This window comes from Inhella sp. (assembly GCF_041912635.1).
In the GTDB taxonomy this organism is placed as follows: domain Bacteria; phylum Pseudomonadota; class Gammaproteobacteria; order Burkholderiales; family Burkholderiaceae_C; genus Inhella.
The window spans coordinates 1-16710 of the sequence record NZ_JAYRMO010000054.1; the positions used below are offsets into that span (position 1 = coordinate 1).

The 16710-nt window shown below is 68.0% G+C and carries 13 protein-coding genes and 1 pseudogene; 12 read left to right on the plus strand and 2 right to left on the minus strand.

Annotation, left to right across the window (positions count from 1 at the left end; translation table 11 throughout):
- A partial coding sequence (locus tag ACE3QP_RS21195; RefSeq protein ID WP_374438978.1) for an amino acid--tRNA ligase-related protein occupies positions 1 to 895 on the minus strand: 895 nt, incomplete at its 3' end.
- A 103-nt stretch (positions 896 to 998) separates the two neighbouring features.
- Between ACE3QP_RS21195 and ACE3QP_RS21200 the strand changes: the two genes are divergently transcribed.
- Genes ACE3QP_RS21200 through ACE3QP_RS21235 form a run of 8 tightly spaced genes read left to right on the plus strand, consistent with a single transcriptional unit; the run spans position 999 to position 9148 of the window.
- Positions 999 to 2198 carry a lipopolysaccharide biosynthesis protein gene (locus ACE3QP_RS21200; RefSeq protein WP_374438980.1) on the plus strand — a complete coding sequence of 400 codons (1200 nt, stop codon included), beginning with the start codon at positions 999 to 1001 and terminating at the stop codon, positions 2196 to 2198.
- An 8-nt stretch (positions 2199 to 2206) separates the two neighbouring features.
- Positions 2207 to 2791: an acyltransferase gene (locus ACE3QP_RS21205; RefSeq protein ID WP_374438997.1), complete on the plus strand. Its 585-nt coding sequence runs from the start codon at positions 2207 to 2209 to the stop codon at positions 2789 to 2791.
- Positions 2788 to 3840, plus strand: coding sequence for a glycosyltransferase (locus tag ACE3QP_RS21210; protein ID WP_374438982.1), 1053 nt, complete (start codon positions 2788 to 2790; stop codon positions 3838 to 3840). Before ACE3QP_RS21205 ends, ACE3QP_RS21210 begins: the two co-directional genes overlap by 4 nt.
- Positions 3837 to 4841: a glycosyltransferase family 2 protein gene (locus ACE3QP_RS21215; protein ID WP_374438984.1), complete on the plus strand. Its 1005-nt coding sequence runs from the start codon at positions 3837 to 3839 to the stop codon at positions 4839 to 4841. Before ACE3QP_RS21210 ends, ACE3QP_RS21215 begins: the two co-directional genes overlap by 4 nt.
- Positions 4838 to 5515 (plus strand): class I SAM-dependent methyltransferase, encoded by a 678-nt coding sequence (locus tag ACE3QP_RS21220; RefSeq protein WP_374438986.1) that lies wholly within the window; start codon positions 4838 to 4840, stop codon positions 5513 to 5515. The genes ACE3QP_RS21215 and ACE3QP_RS21220 overlap by 4 nt, the downstream gene beginning before the upstream one ends.
- Complete coding sequence (locus tag ACE3QP_RS21225; protein WP_374438987.1) at positions 5512 to 6675, plus strand: DegT/DnrJ/EryC1/StrS family aminotransferase; 1164 nt, start codon at positions 5512 to 5514, stop codon at positions 6673 to 6675. Before ACE3QP_RS21220 ends, ACE3QP_RS21225 begins: the two co-directional genes overlap by 4 nt.
- A complete protein-coding gene (locus ACE3QP_RS21230) occupies positions 6675 to 7277 on the plus strand; it encodes a sugar transferase (RefSeq protein ID WP_374438988.1) in 603 nt (200 codons plus the stop codon). The genes ACE3QP_RS21225 and ACE3QP_RS21230 overlap by 1 nt, the downstream gene beginning before the upstream one ends.
- On the plus strand, positions 7274 to 9148 hold the full coding sequence (locus ACE3QP_RS21235) for a polysaccharide biosynthesis protein (RefSeq protein WP_374438989.1): 1875 nt from the start codon (positions 7274 to 7276) through the stop codon (positions 9146 to 9148). Before ACE3QP_RS21230 ends, ACE3QP_RS21235 begins: the two co-directional genes overlap by 4 nt.
- Positions 9149 to 9165: 17 nt before the next feature.
- Here the strand turns inward: ACE3QP_RS21235 and ACE3QP_RS21240 are convergent, their stop codons facing one another.
- Positions 9166 to 9861, minus strand: coding sequence for a Crp/Fnr family transcriptional regulator (locus tag ACE3QP_RS21240; protein WP_374438990.1), 696 nt, complete (start codon positions 9859 to 9861; stop codon positions 9166 to 9168).
- 122 nt (positions 9862 to 9983) lie between these two features.
- Here ACE3QP_RS21240 and ACE3QP_RS21245 point away from each other — a divergent pair, with 122 nt between their 5' ends.
- The 4 genes and pseudogenes from ACE3QP_RS21245 to ACE3QP_RS21260 all read left to right on the plus strand — a co-directional run.
- Positions 9984 to 11363, plus strand: a complete 1380-nt coding sequence (locus ACE3QP_RS21245) for a FecR domain-containing protein (protein WP_374438992.1) — start codon at positions 9984 to 9986, stop codon at positions 11361 to 11363.
- Positions 11364 to 11384: 21 nt separating this feature from the next.
- Positions 11385 to 13472 (plus strand): CHASE2 domain-containing protein, encoded by a 2088-nt coding sequence (locus ACE3QP_RS21250; RefSeq protein WP_374438993.1) that lies wholly within the window; start codon positions 11385 to 11387, stop codon positions 13470 to 13472.
- 47 nt (positions 13473 to 13519) lie between these two features.
- The gene (locus ACE3QP_RS21255; protein WP_374438995.1) at positions 13520 to 14941 is read left to right on the plus strand and encodes a hypothetical protein; all 1422 of its coding nucleotides are present in this window, start codon (positions 13520 to 13522) and stop codon (positions 14939 to 14941) included.
- A gap of 337 nt (positions 14942 to 15278) precedes the next feature.
- Positions 15279 to 16710: pseudogene (locus ACE3QP_RS21260) on the plus strand (hypothetical protein); the annotation flags it as partial.

Here is a 16710-nt window from a genome sequence, read left to right on the forward strand (position 1 = left end):
TGCGCGCCACGTGCCGCAGCAACTCCTCGGTGAAGTTCATCTGGTCCTCATGCGTCCAGTAGGCCGCATAGAACTCCATCATCGTGAACTCGGGGTTGTGACGGACCGACAGACCTTCGTTGCGGAAATTGCGGTTGATCTCGAACACGCGCTCGAAGCCGCCGACGATCAGGCGCTTAAGGTACAGCTCGGGCGCGATGCGCAGGAACATCTCCTGGTCCAGCGCGTTGTGGTGCGTGACGAAGGGCTTGGCATTGGCGCCACCGGGGATCGGGTGGAGCATCGGCGTTTCCACCTCCAGGAAGCCGTGCTCGACCATGAAGCCACGCAGCGCCGAAACGGCCTTCGAGCGCAGCGCGAAGCGGTCGCGGGCCTCTTCGTCCATGATCAGGTCGACATAGCGCTGGCGATACTTCGTTTCCTGATCGGCCAAGCCCTGGAACTTGTCCGGCAGCGGGCGCAGGCTCTTGGTCAGCATGATCAGCTGCGTGACCTTGACCGAGAGCTCGCCCGTCTTGGTGCGGAACAGCGTGCCGCGCGCACCGGCGATGTCGCCCAGGTCCCAGTGCTTGAAGTCGGCGTAAGCCTCCTCGCCGATGGCGTCGCGCTGGATGTAGAGCTGGATGCGGCCGGTGGCGTCCTGCAGGGTGACGAAGCTGGCCTTGCCCATCAGGCGCTTGAGCATGATGCGGCCGCCCACCGAAACCTCGATGCCCTGGGGCTCCAGTTCTTCGTTCGGCACATTGCCGTAGCGCTGGGCCAGGGGCAGGGCGCGGTGCTGGGGCTTGAAGTCGTTGGGGAACACCACCCCACCACGGGCGCGGCGCTCGGCCAGTTTGGCGCGGCGCTCGGCGATCAGTTGGTTCTCGTCGGCGTGGGGCGCGTGCGGTTCCATGGCGGGAAATTCAGGGGGTCAGGGGGAGGCGGATTCTATGGGGCGGCCTCCTAGAATGCCGGGTTTGCCCTGAGCGACGCCCTTCGCAAGCACGAAATCCTCCATGCAGTTGCTGCGCGCCTCGCTCACCCTGGTCCTGGGCAACGCCCTGGCCCACGCCCTGCCCTTGTTGCTGGGGCCTTGGATTGCGCGCCTCTACAGCCCGGCCGAGTACGCCCAGTTCAGCCTGGTGTGGGCGTTGTGCGCCAACCTCACGGTCGTAGCCTGCGCCCGTTACGAGTACGCCCTGCCGCTGGTGCAGGGGCACTCCGCGCTGCGCGCCTTGCTGGCACTGTGTCTGCGTGTGCTGGCCCTCGTCTGGGCTCTGAGTGGGGTGGCGGCGGCTTGGTTGGCCTTGCGCTGGCCTGCCATGGCGCTGCTGCCGGCCCTGCTGATCGTGGGCGGCGGGGTGCAGTTGCTGAGTCTGCTGGCCACGCGTGAGCAGCTGTTCGCGCGCCTGGCGGGCGCGCGTGTGCTGCAGTGGGGTGGGGCGCCGGTGCTGCAGGTCGGGTTGGGCACGATGGCCCTGGGCGTCTGGGGCCTACTGCTGGCGCCGCTGCTGGCGGGCCTGGTCGCGCTGCTCTGGTTGCTGTGGCCGCTGCGCGCTTGGCTGCAGGGCAGCTGGCGCGTGGGTGCGGGGCGCTGGCGCACCCTGGCCTGGCGCCACAAGGACTTTCCGCTGCTGAACACGCCGCACGCCTTTGCCTCCGCCGCGCAGGACACCCTGGCCCTGCTGCTGATCACCGCCTGGGCCGGTGACGTGGCTACCGGCCTGTGGGCCCTGGCGCTGCGCTACCTCAAGGCGCCGGCCACGCTGGTGGGCAGCGCGGTGTCCTCGGCGCTCTATCCGCAACTGACGCAAACCGACCGTGCCGCCGGACAGGCCCAGCTGCGCCGCACCATCCGCAGCCTGCTGCTGCTGGCCCTGGCCTTTGCGGCCCTGCTGATGCTCGGCGGCCCAGAGCTGTTCGCCTGGGCCTATGGTGAGCCCTGGCGCGAGGCCGGCACGCTGGCGCGCGCCTTGGCGCCTTACCTCGCCTTGCACTTCGTGGCTTCGCCGCTGGCGGTCGTCACCATGGCCTGGCAAGCGCAGGGCTGGGCGTTGCGGCTGGCGCTTTGGGGGCAGGTCCTGTTCCTGATTGGCCTGGCCGGCGGCCTGCAGCTGGGCGGCCTGGAGGGCGCGGGCTGGGGCGTGTCCCTGGCGATGACCGGATACTTTGGCTACTACCTGATAGCGCTCTGGCGCTGGCCCCACACGCAATGAGCCTCGCCCTGCGCGCCGCCCTCAACCGCTGGCGCCGCCGCCTGTGGCGGTGGCTGTTCTTCCGCATGCTGTTTGCCGAACGCGACCCGGCCAGCGGTGCGTTGCGGGCCGCCAGCCGCATCGCGCCGAGCACCTGCATTGAAGGCGAGGCAGGGCTGCAACTGGCCGACCACGTGTTCATCGGCCAGTTCAATTTCCTGGAGGCCAGCGCCGGGCTGCGCCTGGGCGAGGGCGTGCAGATCACCAATTTCTGCAGCCTGGTGACGCACAGCTCGCAGCGCGCGCAGCGCCTGCTGGGCCGGGCCTATGTGGGCTGGTCGGGCGACAAACCGGGTTTCAAGCGCGCGCCCATTGAAATCGGCCCCTATTGCTTCATTGGGCCACACAGCCTGATCGAGGCCGGCAGCCGGCTCGGCAAGGGCGTACTGGTGTGTGCCTATGCCCAGGTGCGTGGCGAAGTGCCGGACTTCGCCATCGTGGCCGGCCAACCGGCCCAGGTGGTGGGCGATGTGCGAGCGGGCGATGCGCGCTGGCTGGATACCCACCCCGAATGCCGCGCGCATTACGAGGCCTGGGCGGGGGCCTTGCGATGAAGGGACATCTGTGCCTGCTGGGCGACGCCGACCATGTGCATGTGCGCCGCTGGGCGCAGGAAATGCGGGCACGGGGCTGGCGGGTTTCGGTGGTGACGGCCCGGCCGCAGCCGCAGGAAGGCGTCGAGCAGATCGTGTTGCCGCCGGTGCACCGCAGCACCGACTGGCTGTGGCGCGTCGGCGCCGGCCGCGCCGCGGTGCGTGCCTTGCGACCGGACCTGCTGCATGCCCACTACATCACCTCCTACGGCTATCTAGGCGCGCGGGTGGCCGGCCGCATTCCGCTGGTGATGACGGCCTGGGGCAGCGACCTGCTGGTGACGCCCTTCGAGAGCCGGCTCAAACGCTGCTTGACGGGTTGGACGCTGCGAAGAGCGCAGCTCATCACCGGCGATTCGGCCGATCTGGTGGCGGCCGCGCGCGCCTACGGCCCCGCGGCCGCGCTGCATGAAGTGCATTGGGGTGTGGACCTCAACCGTTTCAAGCCGGTGGACTGGGCCGACAAACCCGGTTTCGAGGCCGTGAGCCTGCGTTCCTGGTCAGCCAACTACCGCATCGACCAGATCCTGCGCGCCTTCGCCCAGGTGCGCCGGGTTCACCCGCAGGCGGTGCTGCACCTGCTGGGCGGCGGGCCGGACGAGGCGGCGCTCAGGAGTCTGGCTGCCGAACTGGGCCTGCAGCTGGCGGCCCGCTTCCACGGCCGCCTGGACGACAGCGGCATGGCGGCTGTGCTGGCTCGCTGCAAGCTGTCTATCAGCGTGCCGGCCAGCGACGCCACTTCGGTGTCCCTGCTCGAAGGGATGGCCTGTGGGCTGGCGGTGATTGCCAGCGACTTGCCGGCCAACCGCCAATGGTTGCCACTCGAAGCCCTGGTGCCCGTGGACGATGTGGACGCGCTGGCGCGGCGCTGGCTGGCCCTGGCGGACCACGACACACTCGCCCGCGCCCAGGGCGCCGCCCATGCGCAACGCATGCAGACTGAGGGCGCCCGCGCGGTGCAGATGGACCGCGTGGACGCGCTTTACCAAGAATTGCTGGCCTCTTCATGAACCGTTTGGTGTCCGTCATCGTTCCCTGCCGCAATGAGCGCGCCTATATCGAGGCCTTCTGCGCGTCCCTGTTCGCGCAGGCCTTGCCGCCCGGCTGGCAGATCGAGGCCGTCATTGCCGATGGCCAGAGCGACGACGGCACCGCCCAGTGGCTGGCGGCCCACGCGGACGAGCGCCTGCGCGTGATCGACAACCCCGGCCGCATCGTCTCCACCGGTCTAAACAGGGCACTGCAGATTGCGCGTGGTGCGGTCATCGTGCGCATGGACGTGCACAGCGTCTACGCCCCCGACTACGTGGCCGAATGCATCGCTGCGCTGGAGCGCACCGGCGCCGACAACGTCGGTGGCGCCTGGCGTGCGGTCGGGCAGGCTGCGATGCAGCGCGCGATCTGCGCGGTGTTCCAGAGCCGCTGGATCAGCGGCGGCGCGCGCTCGCGCCTGCTCGATTACGAGGGAGAGGTCGACACGGTCTATCTCGGCGCCTGGCCGCGCGCCAGCTTCGATCGCTTCGGCGGCTTTGACGAGAACCTGGTGCGCAATCAGGACGACGAGCACAACCTGCGCATCAAGAAGGCCGGCGGCAGGGTTTGGCAGAGCGCGCGCATTCGCTCCAGCTACAGCCCGCGCGCCAGCCTGGGGGCGCTGTGGCGCCAGTACCTGCAGTACGGCTACTGGAAGCCCTTCGTGATGCGCAAGCACGGCCAGAGCGCCAGCGCGCGCCATTGGCTGCCGGCCGCTTACCTGCTGGCGCTGCTGGGTGGCCTGCTGTTGCTGCCCTGGTCCGGCTGGCCGCTGGCGCTGCTGCTCCTCGCCTATGGCGCCTTGCTGCTGGGCGGTTGCCTGAGCCTTGCCGGCCAAGGCCCGGCCGTGCTGCTGCGTGCGCCGCTGGTGATTCCGACCTACCACCTGGCCTACGGCCTGGGTTCTTTGCTGGGCTGGGCCGACGTGCTGCGTGGTGCGCCGGCTGGGCGCAGCCGCTTTGCCCGCCTGACCCGATGAGCCTGCAGCAGATCGAACAGGCCTACGCGCGGCGCGACCTGCTGGACCCGCGCTACCACCCGCTTGCGCCAGCCCAGTTTCAAGCGGTGCAAGCGCGCGAGCGCGCCTTGGCCCGGCTGCTGCGCCAGCATGGCTGGCTGGACACCCAGGCTCTGCGGGCGGCCGAGTTGGGCTGCGGCAGCGGTACCAACCTCCTCACGCTGCTGCAGCTGGGCTTTCGCCCGCAGCAGTTGACCGGGGTGGAACTGCTGCCCGAGCGCTACGAACTCGCGCGCGAGCGACTGCCGCAGGCCCTGAGCCTGCACCTGGGGGATGCCCGCCAAGCTTCCGTTCCTCCCGGGAGCCAAGACCTGGTGCTGGCCTTTACCGTCTTCAGTTCCGTGCTGGACGACGGCCTGCAGGCCGAACTGGCGGCCTGCGCCTGGCGCTGGCTGCGCCCCGGCGGTGCCCTGCTGGTGTACGACTTCGCGTTCGACAATCCCCGCAACCCCGACGTGCGCGGCGTGCCGGTGCACCGGGTGCGGGCGCTGTTTCCTCAGGGTGCGCTCGACATGCGGCGCGTCACCCTGGCGCCGCCCCTGGCGCGCCGCCTGCCCGCCTGGGCCTTGCCCTGGTTTGACGCGCTGCCCTGGCTGCGCACCCACCGCCTGATCCATATCCGCAAACCCCTATGAGCGCACTTCCTTTTCTGCCCTTTGCCCTGCCCGAGATCGGGGAGGAGGAAATTGCCGAGGTTGTGGACTCCTTGCGCAGCGGCTGGGTCACCACCGGCCCCAAGGCCAAGCGCTTCGAGCAGGCCTTTGGTGAGTTCCTCGGCGACTCCGGCCTGCACTGCATCGCCGTCAACAGCGCCACCGCCGGCCTGCATCTGGCACTCGAAGCCATCGGAATCGGCCCGGGTGACGAGGTCATCACCACCACCCACACCTTCACCGCCACCGCTGAGGTGGTGCGCTACCTCGGCGCCGATGTCCGTCTGGTGGACATCGACCCCGCCACGCTGAACCTCGACCTGGACCAGGTCGAGGCAGCCATCGGCCCCCGCACCCGCGCCATCATTCCGGTGCACTACGCTGGCTTGGCCGTGGACATGCTGCGCCTGCTGGACATCGCCCGCCGGCACGGCCTGAAGGTGGTGGAAGACGCCGCCCATGCCCTGCCCACCACGCTGGAGCGCGAGCTGATTGGCACCCTGGGCAGCAACGCCACGGTGTTCAGCTTCTACGCCAACAAAACCATGACCACCGGTGAGGGCGGCATGCTGGTGACGCGCGATGCCGCGCTGGCCGAACGCGCCAAGGTGATGCGCCTGCACGGCATGAACCGCGATGCCTTTGATCGCTTCACCGCCAAGAAGCCGAGCTGGTACTACGAGATCGTGGCGCCCGGCTTCAAGTACAACCTGACCGACATTGCCGCCGCGCTGGGCCTGCACCAGCTCAAGCGGCTGCCGGCCTTCCAGGCGCGGCGTGAGCAGATCGCGCAGGCCTACTTCGAAGGCCTGGCCGACCTGCCCCTGATCCTGCCGCCGCAGGCGCCGCAGGGCGATGTGCATGCCTGGCATCTGTTTGTGCTGCGCCTCAGCGAAGCCGCGCCGGTGGGCCGCGACACCTTTATCGAGCGCATGTATGCGCAGGGCATCAGCTGCAGCGTGCATTACGTGCCGCTGCATCTGCACCCCTACTGGCGCGATCGCTACCAGCTCCGCCCCGAGCAGTTCCCGCACTCGCAGCGTGCCTACGAGGCCATGGTCAGCATCCCGCTCTACACGGCGATGACGGACGAAAACGTGCAGCGTGTCATCCAGGCCGTGCGCCTGAGCCTGCAGGCTTGATGGGCAAGCGCCTATTCGACTTGTTGCTCAGCGGCCTGGGCCTGCTGTTGTTGGCGCCGCTGTTGCTGGCGCTGGCGTTGTGGATCCGGCTGGACTCACCCGGGCCTGCGCTGTTCCGCCAGGAGCGGGTGGGGCAGCATGGGCGGCGCTTTCGCATCCACAAGTTCCGCACCATGCGCAGCGAGGCCGGCGGCTTGCCCCTGACGGTGGGGGTGGACCCGCGCATCACCCGCGTCGGCCATTTCCTGCGCCGCCACAAGCTGGACGAGCTGCCCCAACTCATTGACGTGCTCAGGGGCGATATGAGCCTGGTGGGCCCGCGCCCGGAGGTGCCGCGCTACGTGGAGCTCTACCCAGCCGAACTGCGTGACCAGGCCCTGGCCGTGCGGCCAGGCATCACCGACCCCGCCTCGCTGGCCCATCTGGACGAGGCGGCCGTGCTGGCCGCGGCGGCCGACCCGGAGCGCGACTACATCGAGCGCGTGCTGCCCGCCAAGCTGGCCGCTGCCGTCGCCTACAGCCAGCAAGCCACACTCGCCTCGGACCTGCGCCTGCTGGCCCGCACGGTCTGGACCCTGCTGACCCGGACGCGCCTCTCATGAATCTCGGTCTGCGCGCCTGGCGCGCCCTGGATCAATTGCTGAGCCGCCTGCGCGCCCGCCGCGCCAGCCTGGCCCTGCTCACCGACCTGGCGCTGATCGCCCTGGCCTGGCAGGCCACCTACTTGTTCCGGCTCGGCTTCGAGCGCTGGCTCAGCGCCCGGCCCGCCTACGACGCGGCAGTGCTGGCAGGCCTGCTGGCGCTGTACGCCCTGGCGCTGCTGGGGCTGCAGGTGCCGCGTTCGATCTGGCGCTTCTCGGGTTTTGGTGAGGTCAAACGGCTGTTCTTCGCCTGCCTCATCGCCGGTGTGGCGGGGGGGCTCGCGGTGCGTGCCCTGGGCTTGGTGCAGGTGCCGCGCGCGGTGCTGGCCCTGCACCCCATCGTGGCGCTGATGGCCCTGGTGCTGGCGCGCATCCTCTACCGCATGCTCTACGAGCACATGCGCGCGCGCCTGCACCGCGGCGCTGGCGAAGTGCGGCAGATCCTGGTGCTGGGTGCGGGCGAAGCGGCCACGCGCCTGATTGCCGGCTTGCGCGACAGCGACAGCCTGATCCATGGCCTGCTTGACGATGACCCCGCCAAGCGCGGCCATCGCGTCGCGGGGGTGCCCGTGCTGGGTCCACTGGAGCAGTTGGCGGATTGGACCGAGCGCCTGCCGCTCACGCATCTGGTCATTGCCATGCCCTCGCTGCGTGGCGCCACGCGGCGCCGTGTCGTGGATCTGGCCGCCGCCACCGGCCTGCCGGTGCTCACCGTGCCGAGCGCCGAGGAACTGCAGGCCGGCACGCCGCTGGAGCGCGTGCGTGACGTCAAGCCCGAAGACTTGCTGGGCCGCGAGCCGGTGCAACTGGACGAAGCTGGCATCGGGGACATGATCCGCGGCGCCACGGTGTTCATCACCGGCGCGGGCGGAAGCATCGGCAGCGAACTCTGCCGTCAGGCCGCGCGCTATCGCCCTGCACGCCTGGTGTTGTACGAGGTGAGCGAGCCCAGCCTCTATGCCGTTGAGCAGGAGCTCGGGCTGAGCCACCCGGGCTTGGAGCTGGTGCGCCTGGTCGGTGATGTGCGCGATCTCGCCCACCTCCAGGCAGCGGTGCAAGCGCAGGCGCCGGACCTGCTGCTGCATGCCGCCGCCTACAAGCATGTGCCGCTGATGGAGGAGGGCCACAACGCAGCCTCCTGCGTGCGCAACAACACCCTCGGCACCTACCACGCCGCGCTGGCCGCCGCGCGTGCGGGCGTGGCGCGCTTCGTGCTGATCAGCACCGACAAGGCCGTCAACCCCACCAATGTGATGGGCGCCAGCAAGCGCGCCGCCGAGCGCGTGGTCTCGGCCCTGGTGCCGCAGTTCCCGGCCACCCGCTTCATGGTCGTGCGCTTCGGCAATGTGCTGGGCTCCAGCGGCAGCGTGATTCCGAAGTTCAAGGAGCAGATCGCCCGCGGTGGGCCGGTCACCGTGACCCACCCGGACATCATTCGCTACTTCATGACCATCCCCGAAGCCGCCCGCCTGGTGCTGCAGGCGGCCGCCCTGGGGCAGAGCGGCCAGGTGCTGGTGCTGGACATGGGCGAGCCGGTGCGCATTGCCGATCTGGCCCGCGACATGATCCGGCTCTCCGGCCACAGCGTCGAAGAGATCGGCATCGTCTTCACGGGCCTGCGCCCGGGTGAAAAACTGTTTGAGGAGCTGCTGGCCGACGCCGACACCAGCTTACCCACCGCCATCAACCGGCTGCGCATCGCCCGCCTGCAGGCGGAGGGCAGCGCCGAAGTGCTGGCTTGGTTGGAACACCTCCAGGCCGAGCCACCGCAGGATGCGGAGGCGGTTCGTGCGCGGCTGCGCGAGCTCGTGCCGGAGTTCCGTTCGGCCTGATTCCCTGGCCTCGCGCCCTATTTGGTGGGCGCGACCTTGCCGTCCGCTGCTTCTTGCAGAGTTTCGGGCTGGTGCACCAGCAGCGAATTGCCGTCGCGCGCCAGCACCTTCAGGCCCTGCAGAAACTGCAGCGTGCGCGTCACGGTCTCCCGGCTGGTATTGACCATGATCGCAATTTCCTGGTGCGTCGGCGCCATGGCGATCACCGTCTGGCCGCTGCGGTCCTTCTGAGTCAGTAGGGCCAACTGGGCGCACACGCGCTGGAAGGAGCTCGGCAAAGCCAGCAGCGCCCGGTGCCCGGCAGAGCGTCGCATGCGCGCGGCCAAGCGCTCGGCCACGGCCGCCGCGCCGCGTGGGGTCGAAAACATCAGCTCGCGGGCGCGCTCGCGCTCCAGGAAGGCGATTCGTGATGGGGCCACGGCAATGATGTACTCCGGCGCGGGTTGGCCGTCGATGACGGACAATTCGCCGAAGAAGTCGCCGTCTTCGACGAAATCGATGCCGACTTCGCGACCGTCGAGCGTGAAATTGACGGTTTGCAGCCGGCCTTCGATCAAAAAGCCCAGGCCGGCATCGGTCTCGCCGCGCTTGATCACCACCTCGCGGCGTTCCACGCGGCGCTCGTTCATCGTCACCGAGACTTCGGCCAGTTTGTCGGCCGGCAGACTGTCAAACAGGCGCAGGCCCTGAAGGATCGGGATCAGGATGGGCATCGGGGGCCGAACTGTGCAGGCAACAAAGCATCAAGGGATGTGATGCACAACACATGGTCCCTGTGTGTGTTGATGCAACATTCATTCTCCCGCCGCTCACCCCGGCGGACAGGAGTCTGGTCATGATAAGCAAGCCCCTCGCAAAAACCCTGAATTGGCGTTCCGCCCTCGCTCGCTCGGCCCTGGCCTGCGCGCTGGCCGGTGCCGGCCTGGCTCAGGCCGCCACCGAAACCGTCGGCCAGGTCAGCCTGCTGATTGGCGAGGCTTGGGTGGTTCATGGCGATGGCAGCCGTCAGGCGCTCAAGCGCGGTGCCTCCATCCAGGTAGGCGACCGCATCGAGACCTCGGCCAACGGCCATGTGCATGTGCGCTTCATCGACAACGGTGCGGTCAGCGTGCGGCCCGACAGCGTGCTGGAAGTGCAGGCCTACCGCTACGCCGCCCAGCAGCCGCTGCTGAACGAGGTGCGCTTGAAGGTCGAGCAAGGCACCAGTCGCTCCATTTCGGGCGCGGCGACCGAGGTCGACAAGAACCGCTTCCGGCTGAACACCCCGATCGCCGCCATTGGCGTGCGCGGCACCGACTTCATTGTGCAGACCGATCGCACCGGCATGCGCGCCACCGTGTCCGATGGCGCGATCGTCGTTGGTGCGCTTGGTGCGGGCTGCCAGGCCAATGCGCTCGGCCCCTGCGGCGGTAAAGATGCCCGGTTGCTGAGTGCCGAGATGGGTCGGCTGATGGTCGAGGTCAAGCCCGGCGATCAGATGGCCCATGTGGTGCCGGCCGCCGGCGCCGCGTTGGCCAGTGCCGCCTACAACGCTGAAGAGCGCGTCGCCGCACGCACGGCGGCAGAGTCCGCCGCCCGGGTGGCCGGCATCCTGGCTGCGCGGCCGCGTGATGTCGACACCGCGGCGGCCATCGGCTCGGACATGAACGTTGTTACGGCGCTCGCTCTGGCTTCGGTTGACTTGCCGGAGCTCAATCGCGCGGGCGACTTCAATTCCCAGTTGGTTTGGGGTCGCTACTCGATCGCTCGCGATCCCAACGACAAACTCAGCGCGCCCTATTCCATCGCTTCGCTGGGTCGCCACATCACCGTGGGCGACGAGAGCATCGGCCTGTTCCGTGCCAACGACCCCGCCAACCCCAGCGGGCAACTGCCGGCCAGCCTGACCACGAAGGTGGACTTCCGTCTGACCCGTGCCGCCGTCACCTATGAGGGCAATGGCGTGAGCGAGGCGGCAACGGTCAATGGCGCGCGCCTTAGCCTGGACTTCGCTAACCGCACCTTTGCCACCGCCCTGGCGCTCTCCTCGCCCGCGGGCGGCAAGACCGAGTTCCGCATGGCTGGCGATGTGCGCAGCGATGGCACCTTCGCGGTGCAGGACAGCACCCAGAAGATTGCCGGTGCGGTGTCGCTGGACGCCAAGGAAGCGGGCTATATGTTCGAGCGTGGTGTCGTGGGCGGCCTCTTTAAAGGGCGCACCCTGTGGGGCCGCTGAGCGGTCGCACTGCCTGAGTCCATGTCGCTCATGAAACTGTCCTGGCGCAACTACCCCTGGGTGCTGCGGGTTCTGGCCCTGCTGCTGATCCTTGGGGTTGTGGCGGCGCTGCGGCAATTTGCACCGCAGGTCACCGAGGGCACGCAGGATGCTGCGGGCGATCTGGCTTGGCGGGTTGCCGCGTCCAGCCAGACCGAGCGTCGTCTGGTCGTGGTGGATATCGACGAGGCCAGCTTGCGCGAAGTCGGCCCCTGGCCCTGGCCGCGCGCGACCATGGCGCAGTTGTCCGAAAAGCTCGGGCAGGCCGGCGCCCTGGTGCAGGCCTACGACATGGTCTTCCCGGAGCCGCGCGAGGGCGACGAACTCCTGCGTGAGGCTTGGTCCAAGTCGCCGGTGGTGATGGCTCAGCTGTTCTCGCTGGATCCCCGTGTGGACCCGCGCGAGGGCGAGTTGGGTGCCGGGCTGGCCCAGGTCGGTTGCCCGCCCTTTGCCCCGCGCTCCTATGGCCACTATGGCAATGCCGCCGAGCTGCGCCGAGCCGCCAGCTCCACTGGCCATATCACGCCGCGTTTCGAAAGCGACGGCGTGGTGCGCAAGTTGCCGGGCCTGGTTTGCCACCAAGGGCAGGCCTACCCCAGCTTGGCGCTTTCCGCCTTCTGGCAGGCGGCACAGGCCGGCGTCACTCCCGGTGTTAGCGGCCAGGATTGGCAAGCCGTCACCCGCAGCGAACTGGGGCTGGCGGGCTGGCTGGGACCCCATGCCCTGCTCAGCAGCCGCAGCCTGCCAGGCCTGACGGTGCCGCTCGATGCGCATGGCGACCTTCGCGTGCCCTACCGCGTCGATCGCAAGGCGCTGATGTCGGTCTCGGCGGCCGATGTGCTCAAGGATCGTGCGGACCTCAGTGTGCTGAAGGGCACGATCGCGCTCGTCGGGGCCACCGCCTTTGGCCTGGGCGATACCGTGGCCACTCCGCAGGCGCCGGTGGCGGCGGGTTTCGAAGTGCATGCGCAGATGCTGGCCGCGCTGCTCGACCACCGCATTCCCTTCATGCCGGAGTTGGCGCCCAGCCTGGAGTGGCTGGGCATGGGGCTGATGGCCGTTGGCCTGCTCATACTTGCCGTGCGGCGTCGCGGCGTGCCGGCCAAGCGCCTGCCGTTGGCGGGGCTGGCGCTGGCGCTGGTGTGCTGGCTGGCGGCCTCGACGCTGCTGGTGACGGCAGACCTCTGGCTACCCTGGGCCTCCGCCGCCCTGTTTGCCGTCCTGTTCTCGGTGGTCCTGGCTACGGTCGAGCATGCCTTGACGCGCGCCCAGCGCGAGCGCCTCTCGGCCCACTTGGGGGCGTATCTACCGGCGCCGGTCGCGCAGCGCCTGATGGCCAGCGACCCGAGCGGTAGCCTGCAGTTCGAACGCCGCGAGATCAGCGTCATGTGCGCGGACATTCGCAATTTCTCCGCTTTCGCGGCCCATCGCTCGCCGGAAGAGTCGGCAGCCTTGTTGCACGCCTTCTGCTGCATCGCTGTGGATGTCGTCGAGCAGCATGGAGGGGTCGTGGAGAATGTCATCGGCGACTCCGTGGTCGCCGTCTGGAATGCTTACCCTGAGTGCCCCGATCACCCCCAGCGCGCCCTGGCGGCCGCGCAGGAGATGCTGCGCGCCACGCGCAGCTTGCTGGCCAGCGGCCAGCCGGTGTCGGAGCACAGTGTCGTCCAGCCTCTGGCGCTGGGTGTGGGGCTGGAGTCCGGTACGGCCATCGTCGGGTCATTCGGGCCCGCCCGCCGGCGGGCGCATGCGGCGCTGGGCGAACCGGTCAGCGTTGCTTCACGCATCCAAGCCATGACGGCCGATCTCTCTATTCCCATCCTTCTGGGGCCGCGACTGGCCGGCGGCCTGGGTGCTACCGCTGTCGAGCCGCTGGGCGACTACCTTCTTGAAGGCCTGAGCAAGCATTACAGCCTGTACGCCCCGCAGGCCTGGGCCGAATTGGTGCCCGAAGACCCGCAGTGGCTGGAAACCGCCATTGCCGGAGAGCGGCGCGCCGATGGCGATCCTTGGGCCGAGGCTTCGGATCACCACCCCTTGGGTTTGACCAGCGAACTCCGAGACGCGTGAAGTCGCGGACCGGAGCCCGGCTCCCGCAGCGGCGGGGCCGTTATCGTTTGCTGCTGCTGGCCTTTTGCGCTGGCGCCTCACTGGCGCACGCCAGCCAAGTCGATTTGCAAGGTTTGCAGGAGGGCGGAGCAGCGGGCACCTGGGATGCTGAACGCATTTACACCGCGTGCACGCGGCTGGCGCTGGCACCTTGGCCCTCGCACCCCGTGGCCCGGCGTGCCTACTTGCAGCGCATGGATGCCGCCAAGGCCTCCTGCATGACGCATCCGCAGTTCCTGGCCAATCTGGGTGCTCTGTGGCTGGAGGAGGGTGAGCCCAGCCAGGCGCTGATCTGGCTGGAACGCTCTCTGCTGCTCGACCCGGGGCACCTTGGTGCGCAGGCAGACCATGCGCTGGCTCTGGCTGCTTTGGGGCAGCCCGCCGCCCGTGACGCCCTGGCCGAAGCGTGGCGTGCGCGTCGCGATGTGCCCGAGGCCCTGCGTGCCCGCCTGCTGCCCGCGCCCATCAGCGCATCGGTGCCGCTGCCGGCGGTTCGTTTGGGTGCAGCGGTCCAGGATGGCTGGGTGTCCTACCGCGAACTGAGCACCCTGACCGGCTATGAGAGCAACCTGAACCAGTCTCCCAAGCTATACGAAATCACACTCACGCCACCAACCGGGCCGGAGCCCATCGATCTGGAGAGTCCGCTGCTGCCACGCCGTGGCGCAGCTGTCACGACGGATCTGTCCTGGCAGTTGGCACGCAGCCCGGAGGCTGGGCGCATCGTGCGCTTGGGTGTCAACTTGGGTGGGCGCTTCGCGCCGGGCGAGGCGGCCACCAATTGGCGTCATATCCAGCTGGCGGGGAGCGTGTCCCAGCAATGGGCGCCATGGCGCGCCCAACTCGACGCCGGCGCTGGCTGGGTGGGGGGGGCACTGAACGAGCCCTATCGTTTGGTTCGCCTGGCGGCTAGTCTGGAGCGCACGGCGCTGGGCTGTGGCTTTCGGGCGTCTGTCGACGCCGAAAGCCGTACGCAAAGCAGCACCAGGGTGCTGGATGGCCGCGCTGCCGCGCTATCGATCAGTTCGACTTGCACGCTCTGGAGTCAGCGCCACTGGAGCTGGGGTCTGGCCCTGCGTGGTGCCGTGGACGAACCCGTCAATCCCAACAGGGCGGGCGGTCGTCAGGATCTCGCCAGTTTTGGTGTGCGGCTACAGGGCGCCTTGCCCGGGCAGGCTCGACTGGACACCAGCCTCCGCTATAGCCAAACCCGAGACCGCGAGGGCTACAGCCCCCTTCTGGCCGACAACGCGCGCCGCCACCTCAAGCAGAGCCAGTTCAATCTGGAGCTCTCCAGGCCGACGCAACTCAGTGTCTTGTTTGACGCCGAAGCCGTCGTGCAGCTCAGCCTTACCCACCAAAGCAGCAACCTGCCGCTGTTCCGCTACCACGCGGGCTCGCTCTACGCGGGGCTGCGTTGGGCCTGGTAAGTCAATCGAATTGCAATTTTGTTGTGAACGTGCAACTTTAAGGGTTCGATCCACGGAACAACCCTGAATTCCTCATGGCGGCTGCCTCGCTGGGCCAAGCCATAATCCGCGCGCTGCCAGGAGTAGGGCCTGGGTGGCGGCGTGCGCGCATCCGAGCCAGGTCCTACTAAAACATCCCGGTCTTCATGTGATCGCCATCACATGCGGGTTAGGGGATGCCGAGCACACTGTGGGCACATCGTGGGAGTCCTCCATCCAAAAGTGGAGAGCGAGCGCGAATGCCCCGGTACTTTTTTCACTGGGAATTGCCTCTCTAAACCAAACTGGAGTTTGATCAATGGCAACTGGATTCAATAGTGCTGTCATCGCCCGCGCTGCCGCGGCGCTGTACGACGTTCAGCTGGGTAATGCCAGCATGTCGTGGGCGCTGGATCAGGTGGATCGCGTGCATGGCGGCAACGTCGGTGCGCTGATTCAGGGCGTCATCAATGCTGATCCCGCGCTGAAGGCGCTCACCGCTGCCCAAATGGCCGCCGTGATCGTCAAGAACGTGGGTGTGACCTCTGGCGTCGCCGATGCCGAGGCCTATGTGGCGGCTCAGCTGACCGCTGCAGGCGCTGCCAACTACGGCACCGCCATCACCTCGCTGTTGAATGGTTTTGCCGCGCTGCCGGCCAGCAACCCCTACGGTGCTGCCGCTGCTGCGTTCAATGCGCAGGTCATGGGCGCTGGCGCCTATGCGCAAACCATTGGCACGGTGGATGCCCTGGTGCACCCGCCCGCAGGCGCTTCGCAGACCCTGGTCATCACCAAGCTGAGCGCCCTGGGTGCCGATGTGATGAAGCTGACCGGTGGTCAGGACGTCCGCATCGACTTCACCAACTCCGCCAACCAGATCACCGGTCTGGACCTGGACGGCGACGGCACCATCGAGTTCGATGGTCAAGAGCGTTCCATCACGGGCAAGGCAGCCGGCTACGAAGTCGTGGATGCCTACTCGCGCAATCCTCTGAACCACCGCGATGCCGCCAACAACATGTTGGGCGACATTTACTTCGACGGTACGTCGAATGCTGGTGCTGAAGGCGACGGCGTCGGTTCTGACGGCAATGTGTTCCTGGGCGGTCTGGGTGCTGACAAGGCCTTCGGTGGCGTCGGCAATGACTTCCTGGCTGGTGGCGGCATCGCCCAAGGCCGTACCGGTGTGCGCGACGAGCTGCGTGGCGGCCGCAACGCTGACTTCTTCTTTGCCGAGTTCTCGGGTCTGGATGCCACCGATGGCTCCACCCTGTGGATCGACGGCGGCAACACTGCTGACGACGTGTCGGCCGGCAACCAGCAGAGCGCGCAGGACGCCGACTGGCTGCTGTTCGAAGCTTCGGACGACGACGAGCCGGTTCACATTTGGCTGAACGACGACAACGTCGGTGACCAGCGCGATGGCGACGATGGCCTGACCGATGGCATGGGCCGTGTGCTGTCGCGCTCGGGTGAGAGCCTGCAGATCGACGACGTCGAGAACGTGGACGCCTCGGGCAACCTGTATGGTTTCCTGAATGGCATGGACACCAAGATCGGTGGCCGTGCGGTGGACAGCCAGGCTGCCGTGGGCACCGGCACCGACAACTACGGCTTCGGCGCTTCCGCCCAGCTGTGGATCTCGGGTAGCAATGTCGACAACATCATCATCGGTGGCTACGACAACGACTACATCGAAGGTCGTGACGGCAGCGACTTGCTGATGGGTGGCAACCTCAACAACCTGCGCA

Bases quoted from the DNA above. Each gene is read 5' to 3' on its own strand.
- ACE3QP_RS21250 (WP_374438993.1), top strand. From the start codon at position 11,385: ATGTCGCTCATGAAACTGTCCTGGCGCAACTACCCCTGGGTGCTGCGG.
- ACE3QP_RS21235 (WP_374438989.1), top strand. From the start codon at position 7,274: ATGAATCTCGGTCTGCGCGCCTGGCGCGCCCTGGATCAATTGCTGAGC.
- ACE3QP_RS21215 (WP_374438984.1), top strand. From the start codon at position 3,837: ATGAACCGTTTGGTGTCCGTCATCGTTCCCTGCCGCAATGAGCGCGCC.
- ACE3QP_RS21245 (WP_374438992.1), top strand. From the start codon at position 9,984: ATGATAAGCAAGCCCCTCGCAAAAACCCTGAATTGGCGTTCCGCCCTC.
- ACE3QP_RS21230 (WP_374438988.1), top strand. From the start codon at position 6,675: ATGGGCAAGCGCCTATTCGACTTGTTGCTCAGCGGCCTGGGCCTGCTG.
- ACE3QP_RS21200 (WP_374438980.1), top strand. From the start codon at position 999: ATGCAGTTGCTGCGCGCCTCGCTCACCCTGGTCCTGGGCAACGCCCTG.
- ACE3QP_RS21225 (WP_374438987.1), top strand. From the start codon at position 5,512: ATGAGCGCACTTCCTTTTCTGCCCTTTGCCCTGCCCGAGATCGGGGAG.
- ACE3QP_RS21240 (WP_374438990.1), bottom strand. From the start codon at position 9,861: ATGCCCATCCTGATCCCGATCCTTCAGGGCCTGCGCCTGTTTGACAGT.
- ACE3QP_RS21210 (WP_374438982.1), top strand. From the start codon at position 2,788: ATGAAGGGACATCTGTGCCTGCTGGGCGACGCCGACCATGTGCATGTG.
- ACE3QP_RS21220 (WP_374438986.1), top strand. From the start codon at position 4,838: ATGAGCCTGCAGCAGATCGAACAGGCCTACGCGCGGCGCGACCTGCTG.